This is a genomic window from Leeuwenhoekiella nanhaiensis (assembly GCF_002744755.1).
Lineage (GTDB): Bacteria > Bacteroidota > Bacteroidia > Flavobacteriales > Flavobacteriaceae > Leeuwenhoekiella > Leeuwenhoekiella nanhaiensis.
In genome coordinates this window covers 149,216-167,656 of sequence record NZ_KZ319292.1, presented here as the reverse complement: position 1 = coordinate 167,656, position 18,441 = coordinate 149,216, and the positions used below count along the sequence as shown (strand labels likewise).

The 18,441-nt window shown below is 40.1% G+C and carries 19 protein-coding genes; 14 read left to right on the top strand and 5 right to left on the bottom strand.

Annotated elements, in window-relative coordinates:
• Positions 1-18 precede the first annotated feature (18 nt).
• Genes ribD through CJ305_RS12415 form a run of 4 tightly spaced genes read left to right on the top strand, consistent with a single transcriptional unit; the run spans position 19 to position 3,156 of the window.
• Positions 19-1,065, top strand: a complete 1,047-nt coding sequence (gene ribD, locus CJ305_RS12430; protein ID WP_223248871.1) for a bifunctional diaminohydroxyphosphoribosylaminopyrimidine deaminase/5-amino-6-(5-phosphoribosylamino)uracil reductase RibD — start codon at positions 19-21, stop codon at positions 1,063-1,065.
• On the top strand, positions 1,062-1,676 hold the full coding sequence (locus CJ305_RS12425; RefSeq protein ID WP_099646601.1) for an HAD family hydrolase: 615 nt from the start codon (positions 1,062-1,064) through the stop codon (positions 1,674-1,676). The genes ribD and CJ305_RS12425 overlap by 4 nt, the downstream gene beginning before the upstream one ends.
• A complete protein-coding gene (locus tag CJ305_RS12420) occupies positions 1,673-2,548 on the top strand; it encodes an EamA family transporter (RefSeq protein ID WP_099646600.1) in 876 nt (291 codons plus the stop codon). The genes CJ305_RS12425 and CJ305_RS12420 overlap by 4 nt, the downstream gene beginning before the upstream one ends.
• Positions 2,548-3,156 carry an IMPACT family protein gene (locus CJ305_RS12415; protein WP_099646599.1) on the top strand — a complete coding sequence of 203 codons (609 nt, stop codon included), beginning with the start codon at positions 2,548-2,550 and terminating at the stop codon, positions 3,154-3,156. Before CJ305_RS12420 ends, CJ305_RS12415 begins: the two co-directional genes overlap by 1 nt.
• Here CJ305_RS12415 and CJ305_RS12410 read toward each other — a convergent pair.
• Complete coding sequence (locus CJ305_RS12410; RefSeq protein WP_099646598.1) at positions 3,153-3,551, bottom strand: acyl-CoA thioesterase; 399 nt, start codon at positions 3,549-3,551, stop codon at positions 3,153-3,155. The two genes, CJ305_RS12415 and CJ305_RS12410, sit on opposite strands and share 4 nt — an antisense overlap.
• A gap of 201 nt (positions 3,552-3,752) precedes the next feature.
• On the opposite strand from CJ305_RS12410, the gene dnaA reads away from it, so the two are divergent.
• The 4 genes from dnaA to tnpA all read left to right on the top strand — a co-directional run bounded on the left by dnaA (position 3,753) and on the right by tnpA (position 6,995).
• On the top strand, positions 3,753-5,183 hold the full coding sequence (dnaA, locus tag CJ305_RS12405) for a chromosomal replication initiator protein DnaA (RefSeq protein WP_099646597.1): 1,431 nt from the start codon (positions 3,753-3,755) through the stop codon (positions 5,181-5,183).
• A gap of 69 nt (positions 5,184-5,252) precedes the next feature.
• Positions 5,253-5,708, top strand: coding sequence for a low molecular weight protein-tyrosine-phosphatase (locus tag CJ305_RS12400; protein WP_099646596.1), 456 nt, complete (start codon positions 5,253-5,255; stop codon positions 5,706-5,708).
• 16 nt (positions 5,709-5,724) lie between these two features.
• Positions 5,725-6,444, top strand: a complete 720-nt coding sequence (locus tag CJ305_RS12395; RefSeq protein WP_099646595.1) for an SAM-dependent methyltransferase — start codon at positions 5,725-5,727, stop codon at positions 6,442-6,444.
• A 116-nt stretch (positions 6,445-6,560) separates the two neighbouring features.
• Entirely contained in the window at positions 6,561-6,995 is a 435-nt protein-coding gene (gene tnpA, locus CJ305_RS12390; RefSeq protein ID WP_099646594.1) for an IS200/IS605 family transposase, read from the top strand.
• Between the two features lie 75 nt (positions 6,996-7,070).
• Here tnpA and CJ305_RS12385 read toward each other — a convergent pair whose 3' ends face one another.
• The 4 genes from CJ305_RS12385 to dapF form a co-directional block, all read right to left on the bottom strand.
• On the bottom strand, positions 7,071-7,727 hold the full coding sequence (locus tag CJ305_RS12385; RefSeq protein WP_099646593.1) for a peptidoglycan-binding protein LysM: 657 nt from the start codon (positions 7,725-7,727) through the stop codon (positions 7,071-7,073).
• Positions 7,728-8,033: 306 nt separating this feature from the next.
• Positions 8,034-9,077 carry an endolytic transglycosylase MltG gene (gene mltG / locus CJ305_RS12380; RefSeq protein WP_099646592.1) on the bottom strand — a complete coding sequence of 348 codons (1,044 nt, stop codon included), beginning with the start codon at positions 9,075-9,077 and terminating at the stop codon, positions 8,034-8,036.
• Positions 9,067-9,609: a GNAT family N-acetyltransferase gene (locus CJ305_RS12375; RefSeq protein ID WP_099646591.1), complete on the bottom strand. Its 543-nt coding sequence runs from the start codon at positions 9,607-9,609 to the stop codon at positions 9,067-9,069. Before CJ305_RS12375 ends, mltG begins: the two co-directional genes overlap by 11 nt.
• On the bottom strand, positions 9,597-10,373 hold the full coding sequence (gene dapF / locus CJ305_RS12370; protein ID WP_099646590.1) for a diaminopimelate epimerase: 777 nt from the start codon (positions 10,371-10,373) through the stop codon (positions 9,597-9,599). Before dapF ends, CJ305_RS12375 begins: the two co-directional genes overlap by 13 nt.
• 133 nt (positions 10,374-10,506) lie before the next feature.
• On the opposite strand from dapF, the gene CJ305_RS12365 reads away from it, so the two are divergent.
• From CJ305_RS12365 to CJ305_RS12340, 6 genes are all read left to right on the top strand, one after another.
• Positions 10,507-11,901 carry a trypsin-like peptidase domain-containing protein gene (locus CJ305_RS12365; RefSeq protein WP_099646589.1) on the top strand — a complete coding sequence of 465 codons (1,395 nt, stop codon included), beginning with the start codon at positions 10,507-10,509 and terminating at the stop codon, positions 11,899-11,901.
• A 124-nt stretch (positions 11,902-12,025) separates the two neighbouring features.
• On the top strand, positions 12,026-13,474 hold the full coding sequence (locus CJ305_RS12360) for a glyceraldehyde-3-phosphate dehydrogenase (protein WP_099646588.1): 1,449 nt from the start codon (positions 12,026-12,028) through the stop codon (positions 13,472-13,474).
• Between the two features lie 161 nt (positions 13,475-13,635).
• A complete protein-coding gene (locus CJ305_RS12355; RefSeq protein WP_099646587.1) occupies positions 13,636-14,238 on the top strand; it encodes a hypothetical protein in 603 nt (200 codons plus the stop codon).
• Between the two features lie 54 nt (positions 14,239-14,292).
• On the top strand, positions 14,293-14,970 hold the full coding sequence (gene trmD / locus CJ305_RS12350; RefSeq protein ID WP_099646586.1) for a tRNA (guanosine(37)-N1)-methyltransferase TrmD: 678 nt from the start codon (positions 14,293-14,295) through the stop codon (positions 14,968-14,970).
• A gap of 134 nt (positions 14,971-15,104) precedes the next feature.
• On the top strand, positions 15,105-15,455 hold the full coding sequence (rplS, locus tag CJ305_RS12345) for a 50S ribosomal protein L19 (protein WP_099646585.1): 351 nt from the start codon (positions 15,105-15,107) through the stop codon (positions 15,453-15,455).
• A 667-nt stretch (positions 15,456-16,122) separates the two neighbouring features.
• Entirely contained in the window at positions 16,123-18,348 is a 2,226-nt protein-coding gene (locus CJ305_RS12340) for an NADP-dependent isocitrate dehydrogenase (RefSeq protein ID WP_099646584.1), read from the top strand.
• Positions 18,349-18,441: the final 93 nt, after the last annotated feature.

The window sequence follows — 18,441 nt, the reverse complement described above, 5'->3', positions numbered from 1 at the left end:
AATGCTAATTTTGAAGATGTGAAGATACACGAAAAATACATGGCGCGCTGCCTTCAACTGGCTAAAAATGGACTGGGAACAACCTATCCCAATCCTATGGTAGGCGCCGTTGTGGTGCATAACAACTGTATTGTTGGCGAGGGCTGGCATCAAAAAGCCGGTGATGCTCACGCAGAGGTTAACGCGATCAATAATGTCAATAAAAAGGAGCTTTTAAAAGAAGCTACGATCTATGTAAGCCTAGAGCCTTGCAGTCATTTTGGCAAGACCCCGCCCTGCAGTGATCTTATCATTGCGAGTGGAATAAAAAAGGTAATCGTAGGCAGTGTTGATCCTTTTGCTGCAGTTGCCGGGAGAGGCATAAAAAAGCTCCTCGACGCGGGATGCGAAGTTATTGTTGGCGTTCTAGAAGCGGAATGTAAAGACCTGAACAAACGCTTTTTTACATTTCATACCCAAAAACGCCCCTATATCATTCTCAAATGGGCCGAAAGTAATGATGGCTTTATTGCTCCGGATAGCGAAACCCGAAACAACAGAGAGCCTGTCTGGATTACAAACTCCGCAGCCAGGCAACTGGTACACAAGTGGCGAGCAGAGGAAATGGGCATTTTGGTTGGAACCAATACAGTTGAGGCGGACAATCCGTCACTTACCACCCGTTACTGGGTCGGCAAATCTCCTACACGCATTATTCTGGATCGCGAGTTGAAACTGAAGAAATCATCAACTGTTTTTGACGGAAACGTTGCTACGCTTACCATAACCGAAAAACCCGTTGAAAACAAGAGCAATCTTAATTATATAAAAGCTGATTTTGAACAAAATTTAGTGGCACAGCTTGTTGATATCCTGTATGCTGAAGGCTTACAGTCGGTCATAATTGAAGGAGGAGCAAAAACACTTAATTCTTTTATTGAAGATGATCTTTGGGATGAAGCACGTATCTTTAAAGGCAGGGTTCATTTTGGCAACGGAGTAGCCGCACCACATCTTAAGAAGGCTACAAAAACACGTACCAGCAATCTTAATGGAGATCTGCTTAGCATTCATTATCGCTTATGATAAAAAATCTACTCTTCGATTTTGGTGATGTGTTCATCAATCTGAATAAAAAAGCCCCTGAACTCGCGCTAAGTAAATTAGGTATTTGGGAAATTTCCGAAGAAATGAACGACTGGCATAACCAGTACGAAAAGGGATTACTTACCTCAGACCAGATTACAGAAAAATACCTAAAAACCTTTCCGCAGTTAACAGCGCTTTCGTTTAAAAATTCCTGGAACAGTATTATACTTGACTTTCCGCAACATCGCCTGGACTGGATTGTGAGGCTTCATAAAGAAAATAACTACCGTCTCTTTTTGTTGAGCAATACCAATGAATTGCACATTGAGCAGGTTATCAAAAATATGGGAGCCATTCGCTATTCAAAATTTCAAAGTTGTTTTGAGCGTTTCTACCTATCTCACCAGATCAGGATGCGCAAGCCAGATCTTGAAATTTATGATTTCGTTTTGCAAAACGATAATCTAAACCCCTCAGAAACTTTGTTTATAGATGACACACTTTTAAATACTGCTGCGGCAGCATCTATGGGCATTTACACCTGGCACCTGGAGCCTACTCGCGATGATGTTACTCAACTTTTTAATTTGAAAAAAGATCTGTTTTGATTTACCTCTTTTTAAGCATTCTGGCTTCCAGCATTATCTTTCTGGTGTTCAAACTATTCGACACCTTTAAAATTGATACGTTTCAAGCCATTGTGGTCAATTACCTTATTGCAGCGGCTTCGGGATTTATAGCTTATAAAAATCCGGTAGATCCAGATCAGATCTTAGCGGCTTCGTGGCTGCCCGGAACCTTATTTTTAGGAGTGCTTTTTATTGTGATTTTTAACCTGATGGCGATAACCACCCAGAGAAGCGGTCTTTCGGTAGTGTCTGTCGCTACAAAAATGAGTGTAGTCATTCCTATTTTATTTGGTTTGATCTACTACAAAGAAGCCAGTGGATTTCTAAAAATTACAGGCATAATCATGGCACTTGTCGCGGTGTATCTTGTTTCGATCAAAAAAGAGGATAAAACTCAAACGGTACCTAAGAATTTACTTTTCCCCATTTTGGTTTTTTTAGGCAGCGGTATTATTGACACCAGCATAAAGTTTCTTGAAGACACTTACGTCGCCGAATCTGAGATCCCGGTTTTTTCTGCACTTATTTTCACTACGGCTTTCTGCCTGGGTATTCTGGCTTTAATTTATCAGGCTTTGCGTGGTAAGACGCGTTTAGCATTAAAAAACATACTTGGGGGCATAGCACTCGGTGTTCCTAATTATTTTTCCATTTACTTTTTAGTACGGGCCTTACGTGCACCGGGATTAGACAGCAGCACCGTTTTTACCCTAAACAATATGGGAATTGTTATGCTGGCAACCCTAATAGGTTTGTTATTTTTTGAGGAAAGACTTTCCAGGAAGAATTGGCTGGGAATAAGCCTGGCTTTATTTAGTATTGTACTCATCGCCCTGATAAAATCAAGCTGATGACCGAAATCAGAGACAGTTACAAAACCCTAAAACGCCCGGGAGAACCCGCTTTATTCAAAGATCGCGGGAGTAAATTCATCGGACAGGCATACCCTGTTCTAAATGAGCAGCAAATTGAAGAGGTGTTGTCAAAACTTTGGGCTGAGCACGCTAAAGCCTCACATATATGCTATGCCTGGCAATTAGGCGCTGAATACGACAGTTACCGGGCCAATGACGACGGCGAACCGGGAAACTCTGCAGGACACCCCATTTACGGACAGCTTCAGGCTTTTGAATTAACAAACACGCTGGTTACGGTGGTAAGATATTATGGCGGCACTAATTTAGGAGTAGGCGGATTGATTCAAGCCTATAAAACTGCGGCACAACAAGCCATTGAAGCTTCAAAGATCATTACCAAAACGATCAAACAAAAACTGTATTTGAATTTTGACTACCCGCTTATGCATACCGTAATGCGGATTATCAAAGAAGAGCAGTTAATTGTGGAAACTCAGGAAATGGCTCTGGACTGTAACTTCACCCTCTTAATTCGAAAAAAAGATTTTAAACGAATCAAAAAACGTTTTGATGCCGTGTACGGCCTGAACGTTAAAACTTAGTTTTTCAACTTATCTAAAATGTATTTTGGGCAACGTGTAGGTCGATTTGTTTTCATATCTACAAAAACCAAAGTAGTTTCCGCTTTTGTCAACAAAATGCCATGTTGATTGGTGATTTTATAATCGAAAATTATACTTGCACCGGGTAGTTTTCTCAATTCAGTTTTAACACATAAAGTATCATCAAAAAGTGCTGGTTTTAGAAAAGAAAATCTCATGTCATAAACAGGCAACATAACTCCGTTTTCTTCCATATTTTTATAGGAAACTCCTAAATCACTCAACCAATCAATCCGTGCAAGTTCCAGATACACAGCATAATTAGCGTGATGTACAACACCCATCTGATCGGTTTCGGCATATCGTACTTTAACATAGGTTTCGTGTGATTTCATAGACTTATTAACAAGTAAAATTTGTTTATAAAAAATAAAAAAGAGTATGGGTAAAAAAATCTAAAAATGCAATCTAATTTTCTTTTTTTATTACATTTTTTGTTCACATATTTGCCTCGCACTGAATGAAACGAAGATCTCTTTATTTTCTCACTTTTCAGTTGATCTAAACCAAAAATAACTTAAAACTTAGTCACTAGAATGAGTATGACTGCGCAAACAGTATGGGATAATTGTCTCTCGTTTATACAGGACAATATCACCCCGCAGGCTTACAAAACGTGGTTTGAGCCCATACGTGCGGTAAAACTTACAGATAATGCTTTAAGTATTCAGGTGCCCAGTAAATTTTTTTACGAGTGGCTTGAAGAGCATTACGTAAAACTCTTAAAAGTTTCCTTAACTAAAGAACTGGGAGAGAATGCAAAGCTGGTTTATGTTATACGTATGGAAAACACCTACGGTAACAGACAACCCTTTACTGAGAAAATACCAAGTACCAATCGCCCTTCTGTAATGAAGTCTCAGGAGGTAGATGCTCCTCTTAAAAACAAAAACCCCGAATTAAAAAATCCCTTTGTAATCCCGGGAATTCGAAATCTGGAAATCGAATCCCAGTTGAATCCCAATTACAATTTTGACAGTTTTCTAGAAGGAGACTCCAACCGGCTTGCACGCTCTGCAGGTTTAGCAGTGGCAAACAAACCCGGAGGAACTTCCTTCAATCCTTTATTGATTTTTGGAGGAGTAGGTCTAGGAAAGACACACTTGGCACACGCCATTGGTGTTCAAATCAAAGACCGTTATCCTGATAAAACCGTTTTATATATTTCTGCGGAAAAATTCACCCAGCAATATATAGAGTCGGTAAAAAAGAATAATCGCAATGATTTTATTCATTTTTATCAGGTGATTGATGTACTTATTGTAGATGATATTCAATTGCTTTCCGGAAAAGCCGGAACTCAGGATGTATTTTTCCACATCTTTAATCACCTGCATCAAAATGGCAAACAGGTTGTCCTTACCAGTGATAAGGCTCCTGTAGATATGCAGGATATTGAACAGCGTTTATTGTCCCGTTTTAAATGGGGTCTTTCTGCGGAATTGCAACAACCCGGTTTTGAAACCCGTGTTTCGATCATTAAAAACAAATTGTATCAGGACGGTGTTGAAATGCCCGAAGAAATTGTTGAGTTTTTAGCTAATAACATAAAAACCAATATTCGGGAGTTGGAAGGTGCTATCATTTCTCTTATCGCCCACTCCTCGTTTAACCGCAAGGAAATCAATCTGGAGCTTGCCAAGAAGATTGTAGACAATTACGTGAAGCATACAAAACGTGAAGTATCTATTGATTACATTCAAAAGGTAGTAAGTGATTATTTCCAAATGGATGTTGATACGCTTCAGTCTAAAACCCGTAAGCGTCATATTGTACAGGCACGTCAGCTGGCTATGTTTTTCGCAAAGAAACTGACTAAGGCTTCTTTAGCAAGCATTGGTTCGCAAATAGGGAAGCGCGATCACGCAACCGTATTACACGCCTGCAAAACTGTTGATAATCTTTCTGCAACTGATAAGCAATTCAGAAAATACGTAGAAGACCTGAATAAGAAACTTACGATGTAGCAAACCTGCGCAGCCTTCTGCCGGTTTGTTAATCTAACATAAATCACGCGAAAGCGAAAAATCAGCTTTATGAAAACGCGCATCCTTATGGTATGCCTGGGCAATATTTGCAGGTCTCCACTTGCTGAAGGCTTATTACAAGCTAAACTAGACCCTGAAAAATTTGAGGTAGATTCTGCAGGTACCGGCCACTGGCACGTGGGCAGTGCACCCGATTCCAGAAGTATAGCTGTAGCCCAAAAGAATGGGTTAGATATTTCACATCAGCGGGGTATGCAATTCAAACCTGCCTTTTTTGACCGTTATGATCACATTTTTGTAATGGATCAGTATAATTATGAAGATGTTCTGGCCATGGCTTCTACCGATGCGGAAAAGGCAAAAGTACAGATGATACTTGATGAATTGTTCCCCGGCGAGCGCGTAGATGTGCCAGATCCTTATAACGATAGTTTGAGAGGCTTTGATAGGGTTTACGAGATGCTTGATGAGGCGACTACCAAAATCGCTGAACGCCTTTCCTGATTTCAAAATCTAAATTATGCCTACCGCTTCTCCTTACGGCAAACTGTATTTGATTCCCGTTACGCTCGGCGATACCCCTCCTCTTGATGTCATGCCGCAACAGGTACAAACACTAATTGCAGCGATTGACGCGTATATTGTAGAAAATGAAAAAACAGCGCGCAGGTTTATCAAGCAAATTTATCCTCAGAAATCACAGCCTTCGTTAAAGCTACATCCACTTAATAAACATACAGATCCTATTGAGATAACGTCCTATCTGGACCCCTGTCTAGAGGGAAAGGATATGGGCTTGATGTCTGAGGCAGGAGTACCCGGTGTTGCTGATCCTGGTTCTGAAATTGTGCGTATGGCTCACGAGAAAGGAATTCAGGTAGTACCTCTGGTTGGCCCCTCTTCCATTTTGATGGCCATTATGGCTAGCGGAATGAACGGCCAAAATTTTGCATTCAACGGATATCTGCCCATTGATCAAAAAGAACGTCGCAACGAACTTAGACGTTTAGAACGTATTTCTAAAGATTACAACCAGTCTCAACTGTTTATCGAAACACCCTACCGCAATGGCAAAATGCTTGATGAGATTTGTAATAGTCTTCAGGCTTCAACACGCTTATGTATAGCCTGTGACATTACCTTACCAAGCGAATTTATTAAAACGCAGTCTGTAAGCCATTGGAAACACAGCAAGGAAGATTTGCACAAGAGGCCGGCAATCTTTATCATTCACGCATAAAAAAAGTGACCGGTCGGGTCACTTTAATAAACTTTTATTGGTCTCAGGTAAGGGTGTAAAACCCTGCAATTTATTGCAGAACTTTAGTATTGCGAAAAAATCTATAATTTGTGACTATGAGCAATACCTTAAGAAGAGGTTCTCATACTGTTAGCAGGTTGACCTGTCATATAGTTTGGGTTACCAAGTACCGCTATAAAGTTTTACGTGGGGATATTCAAATTCGTTGTCGAGAGCTTTTGATACAAATTTGTGAAGCAGAGGGGATAGAGATAATGAAAGGGGTTGTTAGTTCCGATCACGTCCATATGCATGTAGAGTATGCCCCTAAGACAAATGTCAGCCATATTGTGAAACAACTAAAGGGGAGGTCATCTCGGAAATTGCAACAAGAGTTCCCAAATCTTAAGGAGCGCTACTGGGGTCAACATTTTTGGGCGAGCGGCTATGGAGTATGGAGCACAGGTAATGTAACCGACAAGATGGTCAATGACTATTTGGAACATCATCGACGCGATGGCAGTGATAATTCCAATTTCATATTGGAATAAGAAAGGGGACTTTCAGTCCCCAGTAAAATAAACCTCTGCACTTTCAGTGCAGAGTGGTTTAGTTTATACCAGATATTAATCTAGCTTTACTTTAGCGCTACGGTCAGGTACGATAAATGAAACATCATAACCACCAAATTTTTTCATATAACTGCGTATTGAAGTACCAAAAGCATCTTTAAAGCCTTCTACTCCTCCTGATCTCAGGTAACTTTTTACACTACCGGGACCCGCAAGGTGAGCGGCGGCTAATATTCCGGATTCAGTTACTTTAACGCCATTAATGACTTTTCCTGAAAAGCGTTTGATGTCTTTACGTAAAACCCATTTGTTACGTGATGCATTGGCAATAAATGCCTTTTCCTGTAAAACGGGATCGTTTAAAAAGGCATCAGTGTCTGTAATGCCCAGTAAAAGGAGTGTGCTGCGACCAAATTGGTATTTACCTAAATAACCAAATTGATTGATACGCTTATAATCGTTTTGAGACTCTTTAAATCCAAGAGCTTCTTTAAAACCGGTAAAGGATTTTCCGGTGGTTGCCAGATTTACATTTAAGGAATTATCCAGCTCTGCTGTGTCGGTATCGTCGAGCTGAGGAACGGTATAAAATAACTCTAAACCTTCAGTAGAATTTTGACTTGGCTTCTCGGCGTCTTTGACAGACATACTCAAGGCTACGAGCCCAAAAACCGAAGGAAGCGCTGCTAATTTTACAATGTTTTTCGTCATATATAAATTTTCAGACCTCTGCTGTGCGCCACTACAGTTTCAGTCTATATTACTGCGCAAATATACTTAACCTAATTAATATACTGATTACTAAAGGGTTAAGCTTTTCCCAATATCAACAAAACCTAGAAAAATAAGCGGTTAACAGCAGAAAAGCTTGCGATTTAAGCATGTATTTCTACCTACCGGTCCAGATTTATGCCGAAGGTTTAAAACTTTAACACTTTTGACTCAGGAACAAGAAATGAAGACTTTTTAACAAATCTAAAAGCTTCAAAAATAATTTTAATCGATCAATTACGCCTTTTACCGATTAATCCCCTGAGCGTTTATCCAATCAATGTACTGCTTACGGTTGGCATTATGTTGTGCAACCGTTTTAGCAAACAAGTGATAACCGGGTTTAGAAACGTCTGCGACGAAGAAATAGTATTCGTGCTTTTCAGGATTTAGCACAGCATTTATAGCAGAAAGATCAGGCATGAATATAGGCCCCGGAGGTAAACCTCCGTATTTATAGGTGTTATAAGGAGAATCGGTTTCTAAATCACGGTATAATACCCGCTTAATAACCTGATCAAAATCGCCCTGATTTTTCTTTACCGCGTAGATGACCGTAGGGTCGGCATCAAGCTTCCAGCCATTTTGCAGGCGATTGAGGTAAACTCCTGCTACTCTGGGACGCTCATCTACTTTGGCCGTTTCTTTTTGTACGATTGAAGCCAGGGTGTATACTTCCTGCGCATTTAATCCCTGAGCTTCGGCTTTAGCAATACGCTCCGGAGTCCAAAACCGTTTGTATTCCTGAAGCATGCGATCTCTAAATTCTTCGGCACTGGTATTCCAGTAAAACTCATAGGTATTTGGAAGGTACATCGTAAGCGCAGTCTGACGATCAAGGTTTTGTTCCTTTAGAAAACCTTCGTCCTCAAATGCTTTGAGCAGTTCAAGACTATCTGCTTCAATCTGAACCGAAATACGACCTGCCAGATTTTCCAGACGTTCCTGATTGTTGAAACTGATCTTAACCGGAATGTTTCCGCTACGTATTGAATTTACAATCTCATTATTATTACTCCCTTTTTTAATGATGAAGTGTCCGGGCTTTATTGCATTCACGTAACCTTTTCGCGCTGCGACTTCATCAAAAGAAACCGGGTCTTTAAGCAAAGGCTCTAAATCTGCTCTAACATCTGCATACGTAGCATATGAAGGTATATATATATGAGCCTCATCGGTATTGAAAGCGGTATTAGGCGAGAATAACTTACCGTAAACGGTGTAAGCGAAAACACCCGCGATCACAAGACCTATTAATGCAGTTGCTGCGATTATTTTTTTAATGTACATGAGTATTGATCAATTGATATAAGTATTCATTTTTGAAACTGCCTTCCAGTTGAAGCCAGTCTTTTTTTAAACCTACGGGTTCAAACCCCTGTTTTTCGAATAAACGTATGCTGGGAGTATTTTCTTCTAAAATATTCGCATAAAGCTGATGCAAATCAAGACGCTTAAAACTGTAGTTAATCATAAGTCTTAAGGCCTCTGCACCATAGCCTCTACCCCGCTCCACTTCGCTAAAAATTAGAATCCCCAGGCCTGCCCGCCGATGCTTAGGCTCAAAGTCAAACAAATCGATTAAACCTAAAGCCTCATCGGTATCCTTACGGCAAATGACTAAACGCAATTGTTTGGCTTCATAGATATCTTTATGCGAATTGCGCAGGTATTGCTTCAGTAAGAACTTTGAAAAAGGGGTAAGGGTTGTAGTGAGCTCCCAAAGATCCTCATCGTTTTCAATTTTAAAAACGAGGTCCAGGTCTTCGGGTTCTAAAGCCCTTAAATAGACGAGATCGCCCTGTAATGTTAGTCCGGCCATACTCCGGTATAAACAGCCTGAGCCGGCCCAATTAAAAATATGTTTTTATATCCCTGCTCCACCGGTTCAAAAGTCACTTTGAGATTACCACCCTCAACCTGAAGAGGAATTTCGTGAGCTTCAGTTTTACCCTGATGATGAATGGCTAAAGCAACTGCCGTAGCACCCGTTCCACAACTCAGTGTCTCATCTTCTACTCCACGCTCATAGGTGCGTAAGGAAAACGACACACCCGTTTGCTCTACAAAATTTATATTACTGCCGGCTTTACCATACAAATCGCTGTATCGCAGTCTGGCTCCTTCGGTCCTGACATTATAATGTGCCAAATCTTCTACCCACTGCACATGATGCGGTGAGCCTGTGTTCAGAAAAAGGTGATCTTCAAAAGTTTCTACCGTCTGTACATCCTGCATCTTAAGGTGTACCAAACCGTCTTCAACCCGTGCTTCGTGTGCACCATCTACCGCTTCAAAAACAGTTTCGTTTTCAATAACGCCTAATTGTTTCGCAAAGGCCACGATACAACGCCCGCCGTTACCACACATAGAACTGGGATTTCCGTCAGCATTATAATACACCATTCTAAAATCTAAGGAATCATGATTCTCAAGTAATATCAAACCATCTGCACCTATGCCAAATTTACGGTCACACATCTGCTTAACAAGTTTGGTATCATTTTTGAAAAATATACCTTGTCGGTTGTCGATCATTATAAAATCGTTGCCCGTGCCTTGATATTTGAAAAAGGGTATTGCCATAACTTATTTTTAAAGCCCTGCAAAAATACATAAAGCCAAAATTCTACGGCTTGTTAAGGCTTAGTTAAATCGTGCAACACGACATACCACAACTCGTATTTAAATTGTTATTCAAAAAAGAAAGAAAAGTATTATGAAAAAATTTGCCAGCTTATTAGTTGTAGCCATCCTGGGTGGTACAATAACATTAGGTGCGTACAAGTTTTTAGAGGAGGACCCTATTCCTGCAACGACTACCACCACAACGTCTAATTTTAACCCTGTAAACTATAACGGAACGCCCATCACCAGTACCAATGCAGATTTTACAGAAGCTGCAGATCGTACGGTTCATGCTGTTGTTCACGTTAAAAACGTTCAAATTTCAAGAAGACCGCGCACAATGCAGGATTTCTTTAATGGAGGCGGTGAATTACGTAAAGGACTGGTTGGTGCCGGTAGTGGTGTTATCATATCTGCTGACGGCTATATTGTAACCAACAATCACGTTATTGACGGTGCTGCTGAACTTGAGGTATCTCTTAATGACAACAGAACTTTTAAGGCTGAAGTTATAGGCAGCGACCCTAAAGCAGATATTGCTTTGATAAAAATTGATACCGAAGATGATTTGCCATACCTTCCTTTTGGCGATTCAGACAACGTACGTCTGGGAGAATGGGTTCTTGCTGTGGGTAATCCCTTTAATCTTACCAGTACAGTAACTGCCGGAATTATTTCCGCTAAAGCTCGTGATATTAATGAGTATGATTCAAACCCTCAGTCTTTTATACAAACCGATGCAGCAATCAATCCCGGTAACAGCGGGGGTGCCTTGGTAAATATCAACGGAGAATTAATTGGTATAAATACGGCGATAACTTCACAAACCGGAAGTTATGTAGGTTATGCTTTTGCAGTACCTTCAAACAATGCCCGTAAAATTGTAGAAGATATTTTAGAGTATGGTGATGTACAACGCGGTATTCTGGGAATACGTGGTGGTGGCATAAACGCTAACACGGCCAGTCAGTATGATCTTGAAGTTTCTGAAGGTGTTTATGTAGGTGCTGTTAATCCTGATACCGGTGCAGCAGAAGCCGGATTGGAGGAAGGAGATGTGATTGTGAAAATTGACGATGTAAAAATTACTAAATTCTCAGACTTAACCGGTTATTTAGGAGCAAAACGTCCCAATGATATTGTTGAAGTCAGTTTTATAAGAAATGGAGAAACTTCTACAGTTCCTGTGAAATTGACAAAATTCACAACATTTGTAATTGAAAAGCCGGGGCTTGAAATTCGTGAGGCATCTAAAGAAGTGCTTAAAGAAAATGGCGTTAAAAATGGTGTGATGATTAGTAGAGCTACTAACGAACAATTACAGCGCTATAATCTAAGCGGGATTATCATAACCGCAATTGACGATCAGAATGTAAATTCAGTTGAGGATGTAAAACGCATTATTTCTGAAAAAGATTCACGCGAACCCATCAGTATTAATTTTGCTAGTAAGGATGGGGAGTCCAAGCAAATTATTTTCAATTAATCCCTGATTTTAGCATCAAAAAAGCTCTTCGTAATTGAAGAGCTTTTTTTATTTAAATCGCTTACGAAAACGATATAGTTAAGTATCTTTGCCGAAAATTTAAAAACCGCATTAAAATCCATTCATGAGTTCGTTAAACACTTACGAGAAAGAATTAGCCTTTCAGGCAGACCGTCGCCGCGCGACCGTTGAGTTTATTAAGATCATAAGCGACCTGTGGTATGATAAAAACATCGAACTGGTACTCTTTAGAAATCAGCTTTTAGATCGCAATGTGAGCGAAATTCTCAATTTGCACGCCTACGCAGGCGCTTTTGTTCAGAAACCGATTTCGATTTTTGATAGTGTGGAATTAGCTAAGGCGATTCAACAGGCTAAGCTCCCTCCTTCTAAATTAGATATCGGTAAACTTACTTATGAATATCATTTGGAAGAAAATGAATATACTGATGCTTCCATCTTCATTCATCATAAACTGAAAGATGCTGAAAGCTCCAAAGAAATAATTCCTCGTGACGTCGTTCTTTACGGTTTTGGGAGAATAGGAAGGCTTGTTGCCCGTGAATTAATGACCCGTACAGGAAGTGGCAATCAACTGAGATTAAGAGCCATTGTGGTCCGAGGTAAACTTGATGAGGAAATCCTAAAAAAACGAGCCTCTCTGTTCAAAAGCGATAGCATTCATGGAGATTTTGCAGGAACCATTTCTGTGGATGTCAATAAAAACGCGCTGATTATAAATGGCACTACGGTACAAATCATTTCTTCAAACGAACCGGAATCTATTGATTACACCAGTTACGGTATAGACGAGGCGCTGATTATAGATAATACAGGGGCATTTCGCAATAAAGAACAATTAAGCAGACATCTAATTGCGAAAGGTGTTTCGAAGGTATTGCTTACTGCTCCGGGTCAGGGCATCCCGAATATCGTACACGGTGTTAATCACAAGAATTATGATCCTGATGAATGGGATATCTATTCGGCCGCCTCGTGTACCACCAATGCCATTACACCTGTTCTCAAGGCAATAGACGAAAGCTTTGGTGTGGAAAGCGGACACATCGAGACGATTCACGCCTACACTAACGATCAGAATTTGGTTGACAATATGCACTCCAAATACCGAAGAGGTCGTGCTGCCGCATTAAATATGGTTATCACAGAAACAGGAGCAGGTAAAGCCGTTTCAAAAGCATTGCCCGCTTTAGAAGGTAAACTAACCTCAAACGCTATTCGAGTACCTGTGCCCAACGGTTCTCTGGCAATTTTAAATTTAAAGCTTCAGCAAAAAACCACACTTGAAAGCGTACACGCCAGTCTTAAAAAATATGCGCTCGAAGGAGATTTGGTAGAACAAATTAAATATTCCATTAATAATGAATTAGTGTCCAGTGACATTATTGGTTCTTCGGCTCCTTCTATTTATGACAGCCAGGCCACAATACTTGGTCCTGATTTAAAAAGTCTGGTCTTATATATATGGTATGATAATGAATACGGTTATAGCCATCAGGTGGTACGACTTGCAAAATATATCGCAAAAGTGAGACGCTATACCTATTATTAATAAGTCAAGTTTACTCTAATACCATAAATAGCTGCTCCCGGGCAGCTATTTTCATCAATTCCCAAGTTTAAAACCATTGGTTTTAATTATTTTTGCCGCTTTATTATACTAAGCGCGAAAGCATACCGTTTTCCCTCAAACAGCAAAAAGACTAACTCAAAATGACTACGATACGCATCAGCTTGCTCTTAAGCTTATTTACAATTTTAGGCCTTAACGCACAGGAGACAGAGAGCCAAAAACCGAAAACCAATACTATTTCTCAACAGTTTGAAGATCTTCTGGAGAACTCCAATAATTACCAGGATTATAAGGTAGTAAAACTTAACAGCCTCAATAAATTGAAAGCCAATACCGCAGACAGCATTTCGGCTTTTCAAGGACAGATCACTGATTTGCAGGCACAGATCAACTCACAGCAGGAAGAAATCAAAAATTTAAATACAACCCTGGAAGAAACCAAAGCCACTCTTGAAGAAACCCGTGCAGAAAAAGATTCCATTTTCTTTCTGGGAATACCTATGAGCAAAGGCGGTTATATGGGAATGATGTGGGGTATTGTTGCCGTTCTTGCTCTGGCGCTGGTATTCTTTATTTTTAGATTTAAAGGAAGTAATGCACATACGCAGGAGGCTCGTAAAAAGCTGGCAGACCTTGAGGTAGAATATGATGATTACCGTAAAAAAGCTTTAGAAAAAGAGCAGAAAATGGGTCGCTTGCTCCAGGACGAGCGCAATAAAGCCGTAAAGAATACCAAGAAATAAGCGGCTACAAAATTGCATAACAGGATATAAATCGAATACCAGCACCATTTAGCCATGCGCATAGATATCATCACCGTTGTACCAGATTTGCTTAAGAGTCCGTTTGAGGCTTCTATTATGCAGCGGTCTATTGCCAAAGGACTGGTAGAGGTACACTTTCATAATTTAAGGGACTACACCTCTAACTCGTACAAACAGGTAGACGATTATCAGTTTGGCGGAGGTGCAGGCATGGTGATGATGATTGAGCCCATTGACAAGTGTATTACCAAACTTAAGGCTGAGCGGGATTACGATGAAGTCATTTATATGACTCCTGACGGTGAAACCTTAAATCAAAAAATCGCCAATCAAATTTCGCTTCAGGGAAACATTATAATATTATGCGGGCATTATAAAGGTGTTGACCAGCGGGTACGCGATCAGTTTATAACACGAGAAATATCAGTAGGAGACTATGTTTTAAGCGGAGGCGAACTTGGCGCACTCATACTTTGTGATGCTGTGATACGTCTTATTCCCGGTGTTTTAGGAAACGAGACCTCTGCCCTAACCGATTCTTTTCAGGATAATTTACTGGCCCCACCCGTATATACGCGCCCTGCAGAATATAAAGGCTGGAAAGTTCCGGATATTTTAACTTCAGGTAATACTCCAAAAATAGAGGCCTGGCGTGAAGAACAGGCGTACAAACGCACCCAGCAGCGCCGTCCGGATCTTTTGGAAAACTAATTGTAAAGCAATTAAATAATTAATCTTTAGAGGTTGCCAGATTCATTTTTTATAGTAAATTTGCAGCCTTGTAAGATCAACCTCTGGCGAAAACCGTGAATGTTGGTGTTATGCCACTTTAAAAAATCTTAAAAATGGAAGATTTAATCAGTTTTGTACAAAACGAATTCGTAGAAAAAAAGGAATTCCCAGAATTTAGTGCCGGTGATACTATCACTGTGTATTATGAAATTCGTGAAGGTGAAAAAGTACGTACTCAGTTCTTTAGAGGTGTAGTTATTCAGGTTCGCGGTACAGGAGCAACCCGTACATTCACGATCAGAAAAATGTCTGGTACTGTAGGTGTTGAGCGTATTTTCCCAATCAATATGCCTGCTCTTCAAAAAATTGAAATCAATAAACGAGGTAAAGTACGTAAATCACGTATTTACTATTTCAGAGGTCTTACCGGTAAAAAGGCAAGAATCAAAGAAATCAGAAAATAAAAAACCACTCAACAGGTTTTCAAAATGCTCCGCTCTGCGGAGCATTTTTTAGTTAATCACATAGGGTTATTAACTTTTGTGAATACCCAGGGTTTATAACCGGTTGATAATTAAACATCTAAAGCCTTGATTTTTTAAATTCTTTTTACTTACTTTATATAAAGAAATTATAATGGTGAACTTCTTGAAGTTGTTCACATTATGTTCCCAATGCAGTTACGAAAACCTCCGTAGGGTTTATACGTTATTTTGAAAACGATCTGAATTATACAAGACATCAGTGGTGTTTCAATTAACTGAAGTAAACGTGTTGGATTCGGGGCTTAAAACGCCCCAATGTATTGGTTCACGGTGCAAGTACTAATATTCTTGCTACAGAACTTCAAGGGTTCACCGGTAAAAAACCAAAACATTAGAAGCTCTGATAGAATTATTAAATTCTGTCAGAGCTTTTTTTGTTTTAAAAAGAGTCAAAACTTCCGAAAACAGCAGAAATACATACATTATTAAGCGGCTTTAAGAAGAATTTAAGTGTTAAAATCTGCTATAAAACCCTATATTTGCAATCCGAAAAAAAGCGCTTCAGGCGATAATCTGCAAACCCTAAATGCAGCCTTATTTTTTCAACCAAATTTTTAAGAATCAGGATTTATAAACGAACTTATTTATGTCTACAAAAACGTCTACAATAGCCTATACCAAAACTGACGAAGCTCCGGCTTTGGCCACGCATTCGCTTTTACCCATTTTGCAGAAATTCGCAAAAGAAGCTAATATAGAATTTGAAGTTAAAGACATATCTCTTGCAGGCAGATTACTGGCTAACTTTCCTGATTATCTTGAAGAGAATCAAAAAGTAAGCGATGCTCTTGCAGAATTAGGGGAATTAGCAAAAAACCCTGAGGCAAATATTATTAAGCTTCCCAACATCAGTGCATCTATCCCGCAGCTTACAGCTGTTATTAAAGAATTACAGGCTAAGGGATATAATGTACCTAACTATCCGGAAGAAGCAAATACCGAAGAAGAAAAAGAATTAAAAAATCGTTTTGCCAAGGTTTTAGGTAGTGCGGTTAATCCTGTGTTACGCGAAGGAAACTCAGACAGACGCGCGCCAAAACCCGTAAAGGAATATGCCCGTAAAAACCCACACAGTATGGGCGCCTGGGATAAAGACAGCAAATCACACGTAGCGACAATGAGCTCCGGTGATTTCAGATCCAATGAAAAATCGGTAACCTGTGAGGATGCTACCAAAGTATCTATTGTACATACTGACGCCAACGGAAGCGAAACAGTACTCAAAAAAGATTTGGCATTACTTCAGGGCGAAGTTATAGATGCTACGCTTATGAGTAAATCTGCTTTGGTAAAATTTCTTCGTGAGCAGATTAAAGATGCCAAAGATAAAGGTGTTTTATTTTCTATTCACCTTAAGGCAACGATGATGAAGGTTTCTGACCCTATCATCTTTGGCCACGCGATGCGCATTTATTTTGAGGATGTTTTTGAAAAATACGGTGACGACCTTAAAGCTATTGGAGTAGATCCTAAAAATGGTCTTGCCGATTTACTGAGCGACATCAATAAATTACCAGAAGCCAAACGCAGTGAAGTAGAAAAAGCTATTATTGATACTCTTGAAAACCGCGCAGATCTTGCGATGGTTAATTCAGATAAAGGGATAACTAATCTTCATGTACCCAGTGATGTAATCATTGACGCGAGTATGCCGGCAATGATACGTAACAGTGGTCAAATGTGGAACGCCAAAGGTAAATCACAGGACACTAAAGCTGTAATTCCAGATAGTTCGTATGCAGGAGTGTATCAGGAAACCATTGACTTCTGTAAAGAAAATGGTGCTTTTGATCCAACCACAATGGGTACTGTTCCCAACGTAGGGCTTATGGCTAAAAAAGCTGAAGAATACGGTTCTCACGATAAAACTTTTGAAATCCCGCTAGATGGTAAAGTATCTGTGATTGATGCTAACGGAACTGTACTTATGGAGCACCAGGTTGAGCAGGGAGACATCTGGAGAATGTGCCAGACTAAAGATGAGCCGGTACAGGACTGGGTAAAACTTGCTGTTAGCCGCGCTCGTGCAACTCAGGATCCCGCCATTTTCTGGTTAGACAAAGACCGTGCTCACGATGCAGAGCTTATTAAAAAAGTAAACCTATACCTTAAAGATCACGATACCGAAGGATTAGATATTCAAATCATGTCTCCTGTAGAAGCTACCCGTTTTACGTTAAAACGTATGAAAGCAGGAAAAGACACGATATCAGTTACCGGAAACGTATTACGTGATTATAACACCGATTTATTCCCGATTCTTGAAGTAGGAACCAGCGCTAAAATGCTTTCAATCGTACCACTTATGAATGGTGGCGGACTTTTTGAAACCGGTGCCGGAGGTTCTGCTCCCAAGCACGTACAACAATTTGTGGAAGAAGGTCACTTACGATGGGATTCTTTGGGTGAATTTTTAGCCCTTGCCGTATCTCTGGAGCACGAGGCTACAGCAAACGGAAATACCCGCGCGCAGGTTCTTGCGGAAGCTCTTGATGAGGCAACCATAAAGTTCTTAGATAACAAAAAATCACCTTCACGAGTTGTTAATGAACTCGATAACCGGGGTAGCCATTTTTATCTTGCACTCTACTGGGCGCAGGCGCTTGCCGCTCAGGAAAAAGACAAGGAATTACAGGTTCACTTCGCAGAAATTGCCAGCGAATTAGAAACCAATGAAGAGAAAATCAATCAGGAATTATTGGATGCTCAGGGCTCTGAAGTTGATTTAGGTGGATATTACTTCCCGGATGAAGACAAAGTAACTGCTGCGATGCGACCAAGCGCAACCTTTAATGCGATAATCAACTCATAACATTTGTTATAATAACGAAGAAAGGCTTCCCAGATCGGGAAGCCTTTTTTATTTCATTAACTTTTTCTTAAAAACGTATAAGTATAGCCTAAG

What these genes read in the sequence shown, in the direction of transcription:
- CJ305_RS12425 (WP_099646601.1), top strand. Translation starts at nt 1,062, where the DNA reads ATGATAAAAAATCTACTCTTCGATTTTGGTGATGTGTTCATCAATCTG.
- CJ305_RS12415 (WP_099646599.1), top strand. Translation starts at nt 2,548, where the DNA reads ATGACCGAAATCAGAGACAGTTACAAAACCCTAAAACGCCCGGGAGAA.
- CJ305_RS12410 (WP_099646598.1), bottom strand. Translation starts at nt 3,551, where the DNA reads ATGAAATCACACGAAACCTATGTTAAAGTACGATATGCCGAAACCGAT.
- dnaA (WP_099646597.1), top strand. Translation starts at nt 3,753, where the DNA reads ATGAGTATGACTGCGCAAACAGTATGGGATAATTGTCTCTCGTTTATA.
- CJ305_RS12400 (WP_099646596.1), top strand. Translation starts at nt 5,253, where the DNA reads ATGAAAACGCGCATCCTTATGGTATGCCTGGGCAATATTTGCAGGTCT.
- CJ305_RS12395 (WP_099646595.1), top strand. Translation starts at nt 5,725, where the DNA reads ATGCCTACCGCTTCTCCTTACGGCAAACTGTATTTGATTCCCGTTACG.
- tnpA (WP_099646594.1), top strand. Translation starts at nt 6,561, where the DNA reads ATGAGCAATACCTTAAGAAGAGGTTCTCATACTGTTAGCAGGTTGACC.
- CJ305_RS12385 (WP_099646593.1), bottom strand. Translation starts at nt 7,727, where the DNA reads ATGACGAAAAACATTGTAAAATTAGCAGCGCTTCCTTCGGTTTTTGGG.
- mltG (WP_099646592.1), bottom strand. Translation starts at nt 9,077, where the DNA reads ATGTACATTAAAAAAATAATCGCAGCAACTGCATTAATAGGTCTTGTG.
- CJ305_RS12375 (WP_099646591.1), bottom strand. Translation starts at nt 9,609, where the DNA reads ATGGCCGGACTAACATTACAGGGCGATCTCGTCTATTTAAGGGCTTTA.
- dapF (WP_099646590.1), bottom strand. Translation starts at nt 10,373, where the DNA reads ATGGCAATACCCTTTTTCAAATATCAAGGCACGGGCAACGATTTTATA.
- CJ305_RS12365 (WP_099646589.1), top strand. Translation starts at nt 10,507, where the DNA reads ATGAAAAAATTTGCCAGCTTATTAGTTGTAGCCATCCTGGGTGGTACA.
- CJ305_RS12360 (WP_099646588.1), top strand. Translation starts at nt 12,026, where the DNA reads ATGAGTTCGTTAAACACTTACGAGAAAGAATTAGCCTTTCAGGCAGAC.
- CJ305_RS12355 (WP_099646587.1), top strand. Translation starts at nt 13,636, where the DNA reads ATGACTACGATACGCATCAGCTTGCTCTTAAGCTTATTTACAATTTTA.
- trmD (WP_099646586.1), top strand. Translation starts at nt 14,293, where the DNA reads ATGCGCATAGATATCATCACCGTTGTACCAGATTTGCTTAAGAGTCCG.
- rplS (WP_099646585.1), top strand. Translation starts at nt 15,105, where the DNA reads ATGGAAGATTTAATCAGTTTTGTACAAAACGAATTCGTAGAAAAAAAG.
- CJ305_RS12340 (WP_099646584.1), top strand. Translation starts at nt 16,123, where the DNA reads ATGTCTACAAAAACGTCTACAATAGCCTATACCAAAACTGACGAAGCT.